Origin of the sequence: Anaerophaga thermohalophila DSM 12881, from assembly GCF_000191885.1 — a bacterium.
In the GTDB taxonomy this organism is placed as follows: domain Bacteria; phylum Bacteroidota; class Bacteroidia; order Bacteroidales; family Marinilabiliaceae; genus Anaerophaga; species Anaerophaga thermohalophila.
In genome coordinates this window covers 33,173-50,116 of the sequence record NZ_AEWI01000034.1, presented here as the reverse complement: position 1 = coordinate 50,116, position 16,944 = coordinate 33,173, and the positions used below count along the sequence as shown (strand labels likewise).

Sequence of the window (16,944 nt, the reverse complement as noted above, 5' to 3'; positions counted from 1 at the left end):
GTCTTAATCCTTGTTTTAGTGGAATATTCTCTCAGAGTAAAATTAAAGTCATGGAAAATTTAAAAACTTTCGTCTTAATCCTTGTTTTAGTGGAATATTCTCTCAGAGTGAATCGCCACAACGAGTATACGAATCTACTATCAGTGTCTTAATCCTTGTTTTAGTGGAATATTCTCTCAGAGCATATGAGACGGTCATTAATGGTATTAAACGTCAATCTGTCTTAATCCTTGTTTTAGTGGAATATTCTCTCAGAGGATCAAATTATACTGCTTAAACCATCCAGGTATCGTCTTAATCCTTGTTTTAGTGGAATATTCTCTCAGAGAGTCTGATGATGTCAGGGACGAGGACCTTGACAAGTCTTAATCCTTGTTTTAGTGGAATATTCTCTCAGAGAGCTATTTAATCAAACTCAAGATAATCAAACATTTACAATCTAAAATTAACTTTATTTTAGATATTTTAAACTAAAATTAACTTTTTGTTTTGGAGTGCAAATATAAAAATATTTGACACAAAAAACAATGATTTTTATCAGAATTTCAAAATATCAAAGAACGTAAAAAGTTATTCAAATTTAAAGATTTTCAATGAGCTGTCAAATTTCTTAAACAGGCGTTACTCTCCATTGTCATCAGCTTTCAGCTTTTCGGGTTGTACAGACACCGGAAAAACTACTTTCTTCTTTGTTTCGGAAACAAATTTTGAGCATATTGTAGTATAACAAAGATCGTCCATACATTACATAAGTCCAACCTAAAAAGCATCTTTGTTGCCAAACTCACACATAATTAAAAAACGCCCGCTGCTATTTCACAATTAATCTATCTCCGGATACCTGCGAAATCTCACAAACCGGAAACGGGTAGTTTTTTCGCCGTTGCTCTCATAGGTCACCATACGGTGCGTGGTAGAAACCATACAGGTAATGTTTTCCTTCTGCAACAGCCGGGCCATGGCAAAACAAAAGGTATGTTCGCCCATGAGATGAACGGCATTCACATTATCCTGTCCGGAAAGCATTTCATTTAGCTTATTCAGATAAGCGACAGCCAAATGTTTAATGTTTTCTGAATCGTCTTCCGGGTCAATAACCGGAAAAGGAAGATCGACTATTTGTCCCCACTCACGGGCTGCTTCGAGTTGAGTTTCACTCCAGCCCGAAGAAGGATGATTACTGAGATTAATAAGCATAGAGGATGAAATTAACCCGTGTCTGTGCCTAAAGTACCATTTGTTGTATCATGCTTGCAACCGGCACTTTAGGGATAGACACTAACTAATATCAAGTAGTTTTTTTATATCATTCCCCGAAGTCAAATCTTTCCTTCCAAAAACATGTACATGACTTTGGGTGGCACGTTCCAGATGATCTTTCATGTTTTGGAAAGGAGCAGCACTATCTTCATCGTAAATTTTTGAAAGCGTAAAGACAGATGTATTTACAAACAATCCAAGCTTGTTTCGCAAGGAATCGGATTTATAAATTATATCAGCCAGCAGATTTCTTTTTTTTGTTTTTCCATCCTCAGTTTTTTCTGTAACCGTAATTCCGGTTTTGCATTCAATTGTATATAATTTATTGTCTTTCACAAACATCACATCCATTTCATTCTGCACGTCGCCTTTGTTCAGCATATAGCCCAGTCCAATATCAGACATATCCAGCGACAAATCATTTTTTACCCTGAGATACGTAAGCCATTCAAACCATCCACCGGTAAGAAAATTTATTTCTTTTCTGGTTAATTCGCCGTCACGTTCCGTATGAAAATTAAAATAATCAAGTAACTCAACAATGCCGTTATCTTCAATTTTTATTGGTTTCTCACCCTTTTTGCTTCTTAAAGTTCGTAAGCGATTTAAGGCATCAAAATATTCTGTTTTGGCATTCAGGAATTTTTTCAGGAAACTCTCCAGGTAGTCGCTTGAACAGGCACAATGCTGGTCGGGCTTTTCAATTTTAAAACCATAAGCTGTCAGATACTCATCAAGTGTTATATTTTGTTCCATCACAAAGTGGTCTTTTCCGATTAGAGGAAATATTTTCAAATAAGACTTCCCCTGACCTGTAACATAATAGATACAGATACAGATACGGGCACCCAAATCACGAAATACACTATGAACAATCAAAGACATCAGCTTTGTACCCCCTGTGATGTTAACAATAAACTCTTCGGTTTCTTCAAAAGAATGCGTTCTGAGCTTATGTTCTATATCTTTGGGATCAAAAGGATTAACAATAATTCTGTCGACAGGGAAATCCCTTACTCCGGCAGCATCAATAATCCATTCCGTTTCACCGCTTTTCTCCATACGGGGCGTTGTAACAAATATCAAGCGTTGTATCGTACTTTTAAATTCTTTGATTAACTCAACGTTGGGAATGGTTTTTTCAGAAACAAGGCTTACAAGTGTTTTTGCCATGTTATCTCAAATTATTTTTAATTTTACAAATCCGAGTAATTCGATGTTATCTGAATCTGCAACCCTTCTGGTTTTAGGAAACGGATAATTTTCGTACCTGAACTTGTTGTGGCGGATAATTTGCACCAATTCTCTGTATATATCATCAGACAGGATATCCTCGTTTTCCACCCAGGCTCCGTTAATAAAAGTCCATCCAACGCCATGTCCCAGGCGTGTAATACATTCATCTTCGGTACATTTATCAGCGATGGTCTTAATATCACTTAATTGTGAAAGATATTGTTCAACAGGCTCAAAACGTTGTTCATCGGGTTCCCAAAATTCAATTTCTTCTGATAATATTTGAACCGTATTTTTATTGACCAGTTTAAATAATGCTGACAAATCGGCTAACCAAGGTGATTTTTTATTGATGTACCCTTTGGCGTTATTTATATCCAGCAAACCGGAATTTAATTTTAAACTTAAATTTGCCTTAATATCTGCATCAATCACTTCGGTCAACTGATGAACTTTTCTGTCTAATATTACTTTATCTCCATCCCTGACAATATTTAAACTTTTTAGATCTAATGCCACTGTATCGCCTTTGGCAAAATAAGCATCTCCAACCCGCAAAAACCGGAAAACATCTTCTTTTGGATCCTTTCCGAACAATTCATCTTCCAATGTTTTGGCACTGGCAACTTGTTCATTCTTCCTGTTCGTACTAATTAATTTTTGTTTGGTCACCGGTTTTCCGAGCCTCCTTATTTCCTGATTAAAGACAGCCGATCTTAAAGCCCCCTTCAGTGAAGAACCGGGAATATAGGGACGTCCTTCTCCATTATGAATATGTTCTTTGAGTGACTCAAATTCCTGAAAATCTGCATCAATAACCATTATTCGCCGGGAAATTTCATCCAGTGACAAATCATGCTTTCTGATTTTAATAAACTCAACCAGATTGCCTCTGTTTTCAATTAGTGAAACCCAGTCATTTATTCTGTCTTCATCGATAATAGCGAGTACTTTATGGTCATCAATAATGCCTGCAGACAAACCGCCTTCGTAGTTCATTTGAACGAACTCAACATTTTTCTGAAGGAAATTACCATTTCCCACATGTACAGGCGTCAATGTTGTCAATTCAACTTGCGGCATAGCATTATAATTTTACAGGTAAATAAAAAGCTCTTCCGTCTCTGAAAACCGGATGAAGATTTGCATCATTCCATTCGGGACGTACATTTTCAATTTTACCCTCGGGTTCATGGGTTCTGAAAAGAGAACCTTCGGTAAACATAAACAAAGATTTTTTTCGTAAATGTCTGAACTCATCTTTGGTAGTGCCGGCAATAAATCCTCCCCTCTTAATCAGATGATAGTCATTTCTGCTCATCTGAACATTTTCAATTTCTTTTTTAGCGGGGCAATATAAAGACAGCAATTGGAAAGCTTCACCTCCGGCAATTTCATCATTAAAAGTGACGGTATATCGTTCAACTTTATACTGACCATTACCTACACTCTTATCTGTTCCTATACCAATTGTTTCACCAGCTTTTAATAGTTTTTCTATTTCATCTGCCTTTTGATCGGGGGTTTCACAGAAAAAATACAAACCCGAATCTTTCGAAAAAAACCTTTTTTCAAAATAAAACGGAACCGAATCAGCTGCTCCTCCACGGGGAACTGTAACCCGCTGCTCCAACTCGTCGGAATAAACAGATGCAGGGGAAATATTATCCGGAAAAAGAAATTTGCCACAAGGAGATAAGCGCTTTATATCGAAATCCAGTGTTTGTCCCGTAACCAAATTCTCCCATAATTCCATGGGCAAATACTCGATTTTCTTAATAAGTTTTCCGGCTTTGCCTCTTTCTATTCCGGTTACATTTAAAAACTGCCCGCCTCCAACCGGTAAAGGCAGGAAAAACAAAGATTGACAGAAAGGGAAAGCGGAACTTACCCGGTAATGACTCATAAATTCTTTAACTCCTGCCCCGTTATTTTGCATACTCCAAATCGAAGCAAGTAGTCCTGATATAGTATCAGAATGAAGAATGTTGTCCGTAGTATCGTAAGCTTCACCCAAGCCTTTACCGATATGCAGAGGACCAGAAAAGCTTAATTTAAAAACTGTTTTTTTCAACATCCGGATAAAACTTTAATTGTCGTAAGCTGCCATATCTTTTTCAACGAAAGACAAATCGTTAATCTCTATTTGACCATATCCTCTAGAACCATTGCCTCCTATATAATCATCCACTAAAAGTTTAATGGATTTTTGCAGCGAATCACGAAGTTCTGATTCATTATCCTCATCAAAGACATTTAATACCATGCTAAGCTGAAAACGTGCACCAGCGGGTACTCTCTCGAAAGTCCTGGGATTAGCTTGAGCAGTAATGCGACAAATACTAACCTCGGTTTTTGCCTCAGTAAAAGGCAGGTCGGTATTCTCGAATTCTTCAATTTTCGACAAAATTGGTGCATCGCGCACAATCAACCTGGAAGGTTGCTGATATTTTCCAACTGTTCCGAATAGCTTTCCTGCTTTATCTTCAGGATTCTTAGTAGGGCCCCACACTTTTCCGTCGGTTTCAACGGTTCCTTCCGACAATTCCAACAAAGAACGCAATTTCCCTTTTAATGAACTACCAGGGATATAGGGTTCTTTTGTTAATGGGTTACGAATTACAAATTTATCGGGACCACCGATATTTAAGGCGGAGTTTGTACCTCCTATGTGCATCCCGGTTTTCAATTTAATTTCGCCGGTGATTAAAACCTTTTTAACTAATTTTTTCATCCGTATAAAATTTATCTAAGTTCATGTGCTGATATCATAACCTTATTGATGTAAACTCCGGCATGCCCGTTTTATTACGAAAGCTCGTGAACAGAGCGGGCTAAAAAACATCTTATCCATTATCCCGGCCTCCATAAGCCTTATGATAAGCCAGTATAGATTCGAAAAAGTCAACAAAATTTTTGTAGGTAGCTTCATTCTCAACCTTACTATGAGACAAATCGAAAATTGTCTTTAATGCATTGATTCCTTTAGCTTTATACTTTTCAACCCGGGAAGCTGCGTAAGCCATTTTAGGTTTTAACAAATAAAAGCTGGATTTTTCTTTCTCGAATCCTTTGATTTCAATACGCTTTATCTCTCCAAATACATTCCTGATCTGGGACGTTGATAGTTTATTTTCATACAGAAATTTCCCTAACCTGTCAGCAAAAGAGACCGCATCCTGATCAACACCCTTAACAATCCATTCTTCCTTAAAATCCGCGGCAAAATCGTTATGTCGATCTCCTCCTTTGTCTTTCACAAACACAGGCTTCCCGTGCCTGTTGTTTGTTTCGTTTTTTTGGTAAAAATTTTGTTGTGGCATATCTATTACTGTTAAAATTTATTTTTAGTATTCTGTGTTCTCATTTGCAATTCAGCCAGTCTGGCAGCCAGATTCCATAATTCAAGTGAATGATATTTAGTATTAATTTTTTTGTTGTTGATGGTATTGGAAAATATGTCGCGCTGGCATTGTTTCACTAAGTTTTTAACATCATTGTCTTTCATCCTATAGGCCATACGTCCAAAATCATAGGCCATCATCCATTTTACCTTAGGCGGTATTTCTTTGATAAATGAAGTATCATCAGTAGCTGCTTCAGATTTACCTGACCTCAAAGCCATTGAATGATGCGTCTCTATTTTAGTAATGAATGATTTCGGTAAAAAATTGTCTTTTTGAGTCAGCTTCTCAACAAGAATGTCTTTTAAACCTTCAATGGTATCGTATTCATTGTCCCAGTTAAGAGGGATTCCCAACACTGTAATAGCGGCCTTCTCTATCAGCGAACCATCTCCGTTAACATTGTTCTCATAAAAATGACTTTTTGCTCTCTTTTCCATAATCTCACTATCCACAGAAGCTTTTTTAACGGGATATTTCCCCGGGACAATAGCAATCCCCCCGGAAAGAGAAAAAGACGGGTTAAAACAAACATATTTCTTAAATGATTTTCTGATATCATTCCCGAACTCCAAAACCTTATCCCATCTTCCAATAAGAAAAAGGTCATCCCCTCCGCTATATATGATGCTGGTATCCTGATGGTATTTTTCTTTCCAGATGGTATTAATATATCCTTTAAAAAACCAGTCCAGATTTCTGCTCAGGGCAGCATATCTTGAAAGTGTGATCATTTCTTTAGGGAGCCCGCTTCTGAAAATCATCCCCAGGTTATCCACATCCATACGCAAATAGCCAAGCCGTTTAAAATCACTTTTACCGGCAAGTTTATCAAATGTTAACGGGTACCCCTCTTCATCTTTAGGAAAATCATTCCCACCCAAAAAATCAAAGCCAAAAACATTGTTGTATCCCTGAACTCCAGTGTTCAAAAAATCACAATTGCCATTGGCATCAGCCTTAAGACTTATAATTTTAACCTTGTCGGCCGAACTTTGTAATTCTTCCCGCCTGGTTTCGACGTCTTTTTTCGACAAAAAATAGAAACAGAATCCTAAACCCGCAGGGTCAATAAAATCCCTTTCGCTCCAGTAAGTTAACGGTCCGTCTGATATCACCAGCAATTCGGCATCTCTCAATTTTTTGCCCAGAAAAACTTGCTTCCAGTTTAATTCGCTCACATATTCATTGCCATCATCGTCATTACTCAAACGTCTGGCATCTTCCTCTTTTAGTTCATCTCCTGTTACAGCATCACGCAGCGTTTCGCCTCCACTATCGCCGGGCAGAAAAAATTTATCATAGTTATTTATCAGTTCTTCCGGATAACGGTGTCTCTTGGCTGCATTTCGTCGATCAAACAAATCCTGCCACACATCACTCAAACTTTTTTCATTCCTCAACAAAAATGTGTTTTTTCCTATTGACACGGCATCCAGGGCAACATAAATAGAATTGCCATGCGATTCAAATATTTTCTTTTCTATCGTTTTTTTTGCATTCTGAAAATTTATTTCTTACTGTCTTCGTGTTGGCTGCCAAAAGATAAAAACTCCCGCCTGCATTATAAATAACATTACCCTGGAAGAGATCAAGCTCCTTCAGCAAATAGTAAACAACAGCATCGGACAGCAACTTTATGTAAAAAGAACGTCCTTTAAGATTTTTTGCAGCCTGTTTGCTGAGAATATTGTAGATATAGGATTGTATCCCGCTAAAATCGCCGCCAATCATTAAAAACTCGTCATCATTGCCAACATTGGTTTCAAGTGATTTATCATATAAGCATACGGCCATAGATGCGGTTGTTTTTAAATGATCAAAAAGCGAAACATCGGGGAAGTTTACGGTACTGGCAGGGACAGAGGATGTATATTTGTAGAGTAAATTCAAAAAGGTTTCACTAAACACCCGGGAATCGGTTGCCTGAATAAATTTGAATTCCGATTCAAAACGATGCCACAAATCAGTATAATCGGGAGGATTTGTGAATTCCTGCCGTGGGAACCAATCCTCGCGAAAATTTAACGAATCAACCGGGAGATGATATTTAAAGGAACGATTGGTGACATTTTCTCCCAACCCTTCAAAAATTGAAACCATACGGATTTTCTTGAAAGCATCCCAATCATCAATAACCTGTTCATCTTTAAAGGCTTCAACACTATTCCTATCCATGCCTGAAGAAAGGTGGTCTGCCTCACGAATAAAAAGAGCAGGACTCTCCCTTAGCTGATCAGCACTGAGGTGATGACTTGAAGCAAATGCTATAAGTTTCGACCGGCCTTTTGGTTCCAGGCCAAACAAATTATCAAAAACCCGGGCGTATTTTGAAATAAAGCCTGCGGTCCAGACAACATGCTTATGACTGTACTTACCTTTAAATACCGGACAATATTGACTTTCCAGATATTTTGCCTCTTTCGGTAATAAATCAGAGGTCTCAATTGAATTTGAGTCTGCACGTTGAAAAAATTTTCCAATATCGTGTAATAATCCGGCCAAATAGACCTGTTCGCGTAAGTAATCCATAGGTCAATTATTGTTCTTTCTTAACTGTAAAATAGTACCAAAACCATGGCTTGCACCTTTGCCCAGGCCAATGAAATCCGGAATAAACACATTGGTGCAGAATTCAACCGAAAAAGCCATTAAAGTATTTCCTTTAAAAGTCGCTTTTCGTGGCTGCTGAAACCTGGTTATTTTACATTCTATTGGTTTATCAATATTCCATTTAACACCTTTAGCAAAAGACAATATATTTCCTTTCAATACTTTTTCAAGAAACTCAGTTTTAACAGTATCATCTTCCATTTCTTTATACTCTTGATAATTCTTACTGTTTAATGCCAACCAGTTTCTTATATAATAATGAAATACATGATTCCATATTTGTAAATTAAACTGCTTCATTCTCAGGGCGATGATATTCATATCGAGTGATCTTCCACTAATTTGAAGCGACCAATCCTGATTCTCAAAAAACTTATGTATTTCATCAACTGCATCCTCGATACAAATGATGACTGGCCTTTTTCTGAGGGTTTTGTACTGAATAAGAGGATATGAATATAAAAATTTGTGTCCGCTTAAATGATTATGAAACAATATACTTTCGCGACCGGCCTTTTGAATGATACCGCCACGAAATGCTGGTATTTCATACCCTTCAATTTCTTCATCAAATTCTATATGAAGATATCGGATTTTTTTCATTCGTATAAAATTAATTATTAAGGTCGGATGGAACTCGCATGAATGAGTTTTATACATGTTCTTTTGTAACAATTTTTGTCATGCTCGTTTCATTGCTATGAATAAATAATCCGGCTTTTTTGTAAAATTATTGTACTTCAGTGCAACCAATTTGCAACGCCGATCATGATCCTGATTTTTTTGTTTGTCACAGAATTTTTGACAGTCTTCGTATAAAATTTATTTATCTGAGTTATTCAACTCGTATCGGCTTATCAGGACTCATCTTATTACAGAAAATTAGAGTTGAGGTTAAGGTTGAGGTTGAGAATGCACCACAGATGACACAGATGAACACAGATTATTTTTATTAACATCAATAAAATCACATTTTAGTCTGTTTACTGTTTTTAGATTCTTCACTTCGTTCAGAATGACAGAAGGCCACTTGTCATTCTGAGGAGGCACGACGAAGAATCTCATCGGATTAGGTTAGGTTGAGATTAAGTGTTACATATTCTTGTTGTGGCAATCTTTGCCATGCTCGTTTCATTCACAGATAATGTTTCAGAAATATATGCATTTTTTAAGAGAAATAAAAAAATGGTGTGGTTTATTCCCCTTTCTTAACGCTACGAAGCGGAAACCCTTCCTGCGTTGAAGCTGTACAGGGACAAGACCTTTATCAGGCAGGATGATTTGCTTTCCTTCTTTCGACACAACGGCAAAAGCATCTTTTTCTTTCATTAAAGTACTGCCGTATGTATTTAACACAAGTTTTATGAGTGCAGTATTTAATTTTTTGCCAAAATATATTCCATCAATGCAATGGATTTGCAAAAAAGGAAAGAATTCCTTCCGTCAACTCCAACTTTCGGGTAGAAGAAAACATCAAGATTCTTTAGAGTGATTATAATCAAAATCAAATCACTTCTTAATCCTTGTTTTAATGGAATACCTTCTCTGACACGTAATTACATTACGTTGCATCTTAATACGCTGAGTCTTAATCCTTGTTTTAATGGAATACCTTCTCTGACTTTTTTATTTAGTGTCTCATTTTAAATAATAAAAGTCTTAATCCTTGTTTTAATGGAATACCTTCTCTGACTCTGATAAATATACTGAAAAAGAAATAAAAGAATGTCTTAATCCTTGTTTTAATGGAATACCTTCTCTGACGGAACGTCGTGTAACCGTTTGTTTGAATATATGCGGTCTTAATCCTTGTTTTAATGGAATACCTTCTCTGACACGGCTGAATAGAAATAAAGGCCGTTCCCTTCCGTCTTAATCCTTGTTTTAATGGAATACCTTCTCTGACAATTAAAGTCTTAAGACAATGAATTTAAGAGATAATGTCTTAATCCTTGTTTTAATGGAATACCTTCTCTGACTTTGCCATAAATCAACATGCTGCAAAAATTCTGATAGTCTTAATCCTTGTTTTAATGGAATACCTTCTCTGACATTCAGACGTTGTTCAACGCAGCCCGGAATAAGTCTTAATCCTTGTTTTAATGGAATACCTTCTCTGACAAAAATTAAAAAAAGAAATTAGTGATTTTAACGAAGTCTTAATCCTTGTTTTAATGGAATACCTTCTCTGACAACATATTAATTTTTTTAACCATGGAAAATTTGGGTCTTAATCCTTGTTTTAATGGAATACCTTCTCTGACAGAAACATTAGACGAAGTAGTCCAGGAAAATTTTGTCTTAATCCTTGTTTTAATGGAATACCTTCTCTGACCGCTATTTTTTCAAACTCAACGGAATCAATATTTTACAAATAGAAATTAACTTTATTTTGAATATTTTAACTCAAAATTAACTTTCTAATTGAAGGTGCAATTTTAAAACTATTTTAAACATAAAACAATGATTTCTATCAGTTTTTTGCTAAAATTTCAAAGAACGTTTTACATTAATGAGTGTGGTATAAAAAACAGGTGAAAACACAATTTCAACCAAAGCCAAATTAAAAAATTTTTGTGAAAAATAAAAACACAATATTTATCTTTGTTAACGTTATGGGATTGAACAAAAAAGCGGCTTTCAGGTATAGAATTATCGACAGCTTGTTACAAAACGGCTACACGCGTACCATAGATGAAATACAGGAACGAGTAAGTGAAGCCCTCCGTAGTGAATTTGGTGATGAAGAAGGCATCAGCAAACGTACCCTTTATTACGATTTCGAAACTATGCGTCAGCCTCCTCCCATAGGGTTCAATGCCCCTATTGAGTGCCGGCAGGGCCTCTATCAATATTCAAAAAAGAACTTTTCTATATTCGCACCGGCACTGAAAGAGGCAGACAAAAATCTTATAGCAAAAGCTTTATCTGTGCTTGAAGAATTGCATTATATCCCTATAGTGCGTGAACTTATTGCTCTTCTGAAAGATATTTCAGGTACTGATGACCGAATAATCCAGGACGAAAACCACGTTATCTTTGAACAGCAACGAATATCTTCCGGGCTCGAGAAAATGGATATTGTACAATATGCTGTTGACAATAAGAAGCCCCTTTCAATAATATATCTGCCTTTTTATGAAGAGATGCCGTTAAATATGTTGTTGTTTCCGTATCTCATAAAAGAATACCGTAACAGGTGGTATGTTATTGGATGGGAAAAAAGAGCCGGTAAAATTTACAATCTTGCTTTCGACCGAATAGTAAGCGCTGAAACCGAAGATGGACCTTTTATCCCGCCACCGGATAATTTTAACCCGGCAGCCTGGTTTAGTGATGTTGTTGGCGTCACAATTCCGGAAAACCGGAAGCCGGAAAAAATAGTATTCAAAGTCTTATCCGATTCAGCACCATATATCAGGACAAAACCCATCCATCACTCCCAGTTACTGGTTGATAAACTAAACGATAACAGTATGATATTTTCAATAGAGGTTATTCCAAATTTCGAACTTGAAATGACTTTGCTGGGATATGGAGATAATCTGGAGGTACTTCAACCCGAATGGCTAAGAGAAAAAATCGAAAAGAGGTTAATAAAAGCACTTAATTATTACCGGTAACCCGGCATAGTTCAGAAATAAACGCATCACTCAACTATGGATTGGGGCCGGGCCTTTATCAATATACCGGAGCTACCTTTAGTTTGCTTATCGGTTTGGCATTGAGCATTCTGAAAACACTCTTCAGTCAGTGGTGGTTCAAGAGCCATAAACTGGAGCTGGAGTAACAGTTTTGGCATAATTTGACCTGAATACAGGAAACAAAACTTTCCATCATCACTTCTTTATGTTCAGATTCCATACAACGCGCTACTTCACAACAAAGAAACAAAAAACACGCTTATCCGTATCCATTTGTAAAAACCGGAAGAATGAGTGCAGCATAAAAAGCATATTTTTGTCAAAATCAAGGCGTTTTAAATTTTTGTACCGGAGTTAACTTGTTGTTAATGAGGATGCAAAATTTTAAAACAACAACGAGTTTTGCAACAAAGATGTTTTTTAGACCGGACTCATTGATGTTAATAAAAATAATCTGTGCCCATCTGCGTCATCTGTGGTGAACTCTCAACCTCAACCTTAGCCTTAACCTTAACATTAGCCTAAACAAAAACAGGATTAACCTTTTAAAAGTTTAATCCTGTTACTCGTAGCGAGAGGCGGGCTTGAACCGCCGACCTCATGATTATGAATCATGCGCTCTAACCAGCTGAGCTACCTCGCCATTAATACCTTTTCAGACGTTGAACATCCCAATTGTAATTTGAAGGATTCAAAATTTTCGAACATCACAATGTCAGTCTGCCAACAATTCCATTTTTGCGGTTGCAAATGTAGGCGTTTTGAAGGTATTCTCCAATTTTTGAGGCAGAAAAACAGCTCTTTTTTCAATACTGTCACGTAAACAACTAAATTCCAATACTTGAAATTACTGTCGCCCCTGACTCAATTCCTTCAACTCTTTAAATAATTTTTCCTCTTTAGCCGACAGATTTTCAGGGATGCTCACTTTCAGGCGAAGCAGCAAATCTCCATATTTGCCGGGTTGATTATGCCAAGGCATACCTTTCCCGCGAAGTCTCAACATCTTGCCGGGTTGCGTCCCTTTTGGTACCGTAACATTGATGACGCCACTCAGGGTATTTACCCGTATCTTACCTCCCAGGACGGCGGTATAGAGGTCCACCGGCACTTCTTTAATGATATCATGTCCGTCGATCTGATATTCCGGATCGGGACGAACCCTTATTTTCAGATAAATATCGCCACTGGGGCCACCCCCGGAACCTTTCCCGCCTTTTCCTTTAATACGCAGTTCCTGACCATCGTAAGCGCCGGGTTTAGTGTTTATCCTCAACTTCTGGCCGTCGACATTCAGTATCCTGGAGGTGCCGTGACAGGCTTCGTAAACCGAAAGTTCAATTTCAGCCTGCAGGTCTTGTCCCTTGGTAGGCCGGCGACTACGCCTGCCAAAACCCTGAGCGGCTGAACTGCCCGTTCCGCCCATGCCACCAAAGAACATATTAAAGAAATCGGAGAAACCGCTACCCGTCTCACCAAAAAGGTCATCCATATCGCCCTCAAAATGATAGGTACGCCCTCCTCCAGGCCGGCCGCCAAACTGCGACCAGTCGAAACCACCAAATCCTGAGCCCTGACCGCCGCTGAAACCGGCATTCTCATACTGTTTCCAGTTGGCCCCTAACTGATCATATTTTTTCCGCTTCTCAGGGTCTTTGAGCACCTCATAAGCCTCGTTTATCTCCTTAAAGCGGTTCTCTGTTTCTTTATCGTTAGGGTTTTTATCGGGATGGTACTTCACGGCCAGCTTGCGGTAGGCTTTCTTAATTTCGTCCTGACTGGCGTTTTTCGAAACCCCTAATATTTTATAGTAATCTTTATATTCCATCGCTGACTGGACTTTTTTTGGATAAGATACAAAGTCCGGACCAAACCCGTATTAAAGTATCACTGACGACAAAATGACTTAAACAACACATAAACAGATGTTTTTAGTTGTCAATTTGACATCACTCTCTCAGCAGCAGATGCCATCGGACAAAATTCACATTTTTTACCGGCAATAAAAGAGCGGGAAAAATGTTATGAGTGCAGTATAAAATTCATTCAAAGCTGTCAAAAACTTTTCTGCCCACCTAATTGTGTAATATTTTCCACACATTGTGGAAAAATAACCCGGCCCGTTCACAATCCCTTCAATTTTTCCGGTCACTCCGGTTAAACTCGTATATTTGCACCAGAACATGGAAAAGAGAATATGGATAAGAAAAAGATACTATTTGTCTGTCTCGGAAACATTTGCCGCTCCCCAAGTGCCGAAGCTGTTTTCAGGGGAATGGTCGAAAAGGAAGGATTAGCCGACCGGATTGAGATTGATTCGGCGGGATTGACCGATTATCATGCAGGAGAGCCGGCCGATGAAAGAATGCAAAAACATGCTCAGAAACGAGGTTATCATCTTACCAGCATAAGTCGCCCGGTCGATCCTGACGTGGATTTTGAACGCTACGACATGATAATCGCCATGGATAATCAAAACATGCGAGACCTTGAACGTTTGGCTGAAGGGACACCCGCCGTCAACCGGATATTCAAGATGACCGACTTTTGCAGCGAATGTCCGTACGACGAAGTCCCCGATCCATATTATGGCGGTGATGAAGGCTTTGAGCTGGTACTCGATTTGTTAGAGCAGGCATGTGGCGGACTCCTGAACTTTTTAAAGGAACAGATCTGAGTTTTAGCAGTCAGGAATAAACCCGGAAAATATCAAACTAAAAAGTCATGCGATATGAAACGAGCATGACAAAGATTGTCACAAAAGTTGATGTATAAAGTCAATCATGCGAGTTCCATCAGACCAATAACTTAGACTAATTTTATACTGATGAACAAACAACAACTGGAACAAATACTGGGAGAAGACATTGCCGGAATGTCATCTGTCGGTGGAGGTTGCATCGCCGACTCACAAGTGATAACCACTAGATCGGGCAGAAAATTTTTTCTGAAACAGGGATTCTCGAACGGAATGTTCAGAAAAGAGGCCAACGGACTTAAAGAACTGACAAAGCCTGGCGTAATAAAAGTGCCGGATGTCATCGATTATGGTAATGATTACCTGATACTGGAACACATCGAACAAGGCTCAAAAAAGAAGGATTTTTTCGAGGATTTTGGTCACAAACTGGCGCTACTTCATCGCTACGAAGGAGAGCAATTCGGCTTTTTTGAAGATAATTTTATTGGTTCCACCCCCCAGGAAAACATTCCCTCGGAGGACGAAGCTGATAACTGGCCATTATTTTTCTGGAACAAACGTTTGATGTTCCAGTTCAGGCTTGCCGAAAAAAACGGATATGCCGACAATACCATGCAACATTTATTTGCATCGCTTGAAAAAGTCTTTGAAAAAATTCTTGAAGGCAGCGAAGAACCGCCTGCCCTGATGCATGGAGACCTTTGGGGAGGCAATTATATGTCCGATAGCGAAGGCAATCCTGTTTTGATTGATCCGGCCGTTTATTACGGACACCGGGAAGCCGACCTGGCGATGACTAAGCTTTTTGGAGGTTTTTCGGCCGCATTCTACCGGGCTTATGAAGAAACATGGCCGTTAAAGGAAGGAGCTTCCGAACGGGAACCGGTATATCTTCTTTACCATGTAATGAACCACCTGAATCTTTTTGGAACAGGTTACTATTCTCAAGCCATAAGATTGCTTGAAAAGCTCATTCGATAAAAAAGGAAGAAAATACAAAGTGTTGTACCGGCATTACAGGGCAGGGAGCGAATCCAAATTACTGAAAGGCCAAATTATCAAACAACAAACCCTCTCGACTCGGCGAGTATAACGATACTTTCAATTATTTCTTCGTCGGACAGGGTAGCACAATTATAAAAAATATCAAAATAATCGATGTCCGGACGCTCTTTTTCGAAATAATTCCTAAAAGCAACCCGTCTGTGATCCATTTCCTGCGCTTCACGGCGGGCTTCCTGGATGGTCATCCCCTGAGCATCAGCCACTTTGCGAGCCCGCCATTCAAGAGGTGCTTTTAATTTAATATGCAGTGAATTGACAAAATTTTTGGTGATGGCTTCTGCTGCGCGTCCGACAATGACTACATTTCCTTCAACAGAGGCATTGTAGATAAACTTGGCAATGGTATTTTTAATTTTTACATCACTGGGATAATATTCATCAGAAAAGAAGAGAGCCAGATTTTCGAAAAAACTGCGCTCTTTGTATTCCGAAAGGTCTTCCATTAAAGATGGCGACAATTTCAATTCACGGGCCGACTCTTCAATAATCTCTTTACTGATCCACTTCCACTCACGGTTATTTCCACGAGCTTTGTTTTTTTGGGTAAGTGTTTCAGCGAGCTGTCTGGCAATCTTCCTGCCCGGACATCCATATTCTCTGGAAATAGTAATAACCGGCCCCGGAGATTCAAACGTCGGTCCTTCCGGACTCTTTTTACGCCCGGTACGTTCACGCATATATTTTAGAAAAAGATTGTCCATATTTATGTTTATTAAAAAAACAACTGATAATCAATTCACTACAGAAACAACCGATATATTCTGTTCAGCACGGACAGGAACAGCTTCATGAATTACTAAATCTGAGAAAGTTGATTCATTTCACTGCTAAAGTGGTACTTTTCCGAGGTCAGGTGTTTGTTAAAAATACGATTTTTTCTACAAATACAAAATAAAAAAGGGCAGAAAACTCTGCCCTTTCCCTTTAAATCAGCATTTGCTAACCAAATCCAAGTCTATGAAAAAAATCTACACTGCAAAGATGCGGAATTTTCTTTTTAAGAAGACTAAAACTGGCTTAA

The 16,944-nt window shown here is 38.3% G+C and carries 15 protein-coding genes, 1 tRNA gene and 2 CRISPR repeat arrays; of the genes, 4 read left to right on the top strand and 12 right to left on the bottom strand.

What is annotated here, in order from left to right; genetic code table 11:
• Positions 1-399: a CRISPR direct-repeat array (repeat unit 37 nt; unit sequence GTCTTAATCCTTGTTTTAGTGGAATATTCTCTCAGAG).
• A 423-nt stretch (positions 400-822) separates the two neighbouring features.
• From ATH1_RS0110735 to ATH1_RS0110695, 9 genes are all read right to left on the bottom strand, one after another.
• A complete protein-coding gene (locus ATH1_RS0110735) occupies positions 823-1,197 on the bottom strand; it encodes a hypothetical protein (protein WP_010421348.1) in 375 nt (124 codons plus the stop codon).
• An 81-nt stretch (positions 1,198-1,278) separates the two neighbouring features.
• A complete protein-coding gene (locus tag ATH1_RS0110730) occupies positions 1,279-2,433 on the bottom strand; it encodes a Card1-like endonuclease domain-containing protein (RefSeq protein ID WP_010421346.1) in 1,155 nt (384 codons plus the stop codon).
• A 6-nt stretch (positions 2,434-2,439) separates the two neighbouring features.
• Positions 2,440-3,579, bottom strand: a complete 1,140-nt coding sequence (csm5, locus tag ATH1_RS0110725; protein ID WP_010421344.1) for a type III-A CRISPR-associated RAMP protein Csm5 — start codon at positions 3,577-3,579, stop codon at positions 2,440-2,442.
• 4 nt (positions 3,580-3,583) lie between these two features.
• Positions 3,584-4,573 carry a type III-A CRISPR-associated RAMP protein Csm4 gene (gene csm4 / locus ATH1_RS0110720; RefSeq protein ID WP_010421343.1) on the bottom strand — a complete coding sequence of 330 codons (990 nt, stop codon included), beginning with the start codon at positions 4,571-4,573 and terminating at the stop codon, positions 3,584-3,586.
• 12 nt (positions 4,574-4,585) lie between these two features.
• Positions 4,586-5,230: a type III-A CRISPR-associated RAMP protein Csm3 gene (gene csm3, locus ATH1_RS0110715; protein ID WP_010421342.1), complete on the bottom strand. Its 645-nt coding sequence runs from the start codon at positions 5,228-5,230 to the stop codon at positions 4,586-4,588.
• 112 nt (positions 5,231-5,342) lie between these two features.
• The gene (gene csm2, locus ATH1_RS0110710) at positions 5,343-5,819 is read right to left on the bottom strand and encodes a type III-A CRISPR-associated protein Csm2 (protein ID WP_010421340.1); all 477 of its coding nucleotides are present in this window, start codon (positions 5,817-5,819) and stop codon (positions 5,343-5,345) included.
• An 11-nt stretch (positions 5,820-5,830) separates the two neighbouring features.
• Positions 5,831-7,351 (bottom strand): type III-A CRISPR-associated protein Cas10/Csm1, encoded by a 1,521-nt coding sequence (gene cas10 / locus ATH1_RS0110705; RefSeq protein ID WP_425358287.1) that lies wholly within the window; start codon positions 7,349-7,351, stop codon positions 5,831-5,833.
• Between the two features lie 16 nt (positions 7,352-7,367).
• Positions 7,368-8,432, bottom strand: coding sequence for a type III-A CRISPR-associated protein Cas10/Csm1 (gene cas10 / locus ATH1_RS0110700; RefSeq protein WP_010421336.1), 1,065 nt, complete (start codon positions 8,430-8,432; stop codon positions 7,368-7,370).
• 3 nt (positions 8,433-8,435) lie between these two features.
• The gene (locus tag ATH1_RS0110695) at positions 8,436-9,116 is read right to left on the bottom strand and encodes a CRISPR-associated endonuclease Cas6 (protein WP_010421334.1); all 681 of its coding nucleotides are present in this window, start codon (positions 9,114-9,116) and stop codon (positions 8,436-8,438) included.
• Between the two features lie 910 nt (positions 9,117-10,026).
• Positions 10,027-10,848: a CRISPR direct-repeat array (repeat unit 37 nt; unit sequence GTCTTAATCCTTGTTTTAATGGAATACCTTCTCTGAC).
• 241 nt (positions 10,849-11,089) lie between these two features.
• On the opposite strand from ATH1_RS0110695, the gene ATH1_RS0110680 reads away from it, so the two are divergent.
• A complete protein-coding gene (locus ATH1_RS0110680; protein ID WP_245531768.1) occupies positions 11,090-12,136 on the top strand; it encodes a helix-turn-helix transcriptional regulator in 1,047 nt (348 codons plus the stop codon).
• A 17-nt stretch (positions 12,137-12,153) separates the two neighbouring features.
• Positions 12,154-12,303 (top strand): DUF418 domain-containing protein, encoded by a 150-nt coding sequence (locus ATH1_RS22795; RefSeq protein WP_081467442.1) that lies wholly within the window; start codon positions 12,154-12,156, stop codon positions 12,301-12,303.
• A gap of 423 nt (positions 12,304-12,726) precedes the next feature.
• On the opposite strand, the gene ATH1_RS0110670 is transcribed toward ATH1_RS22795, so the two are convergent.
• Together ATH1_RS0110670 and ATH1_RS0110665 are read right to left on the bottom strand one after the other, a co-directional pair.
• Positions 12,727-12,800, bottom strand: a tRNA-Met gene (locus ATH1_RS0110670).
• 204 nt (positions 12,801-13,004) lie between these two features.
• Positions 13,005-13,985, bottom strand: coding sequence for a DnaJ C-terminal domain-containing protein (locus tag ATH1_RS0110665; RefSeq protein WP_010421325.1), 981 nt, complete (start codon positions 13,983-13,985; stop codon positions 13,005-13,007).
• Positions 13,986-14,354: 369 nt separating this feature from the next.
• Here ATH1_RS0110665 and ATH1_RS0110655 point away from each other — a divergent pair, with 369 nt between their 5' ends.
• Together ATH1_RS0110655 and ATH1_RS0110650 are read left to right on the top strand one after the other, a co-directional pair.
• Positions 14,355-14,834, top strand: coding sequence for a low molecular weight protein-tyrosine-phosphatase (locus tag ATH1_RS0110655; protein ID WP_010421321.1), 480 nt, complete (start codon positions 14,355-14,357; stop codon positions 14,832-14,834).
• 150 nt (positions 14,835-14,984) lie between these two features.
• Positions 14,985-15,839: a fructosamine kinase family protein gene (locus ATH1_RS0110650; RefSeq protein ID WP_010421319.1), complete on the top strand. Its 855-nt coding sequence runs from the start codon at positions 14,985-14,987 to the stop codon at positions 15,837-15,839.
• 77 nt (positions 15,840-15,916) lie between these two features.
• Here ATH1_RS0110650 and ATH1_RS0110645 read toward each other — a convergent pair whose 3' ends face one another.
• Positions 15,917-16,624, bottom strand: a complete 708-nt coding sequence (locus tag ATH1_RS0110645) for a cytidylate kinase-like family protein (RefSeq protein WP_010421317.1) — start codon at positions 16,622-16,624, stop codon at positions 15,917-15,919.
• Positions 16,625-16,944: the final 320 nt, after the last annotated feature.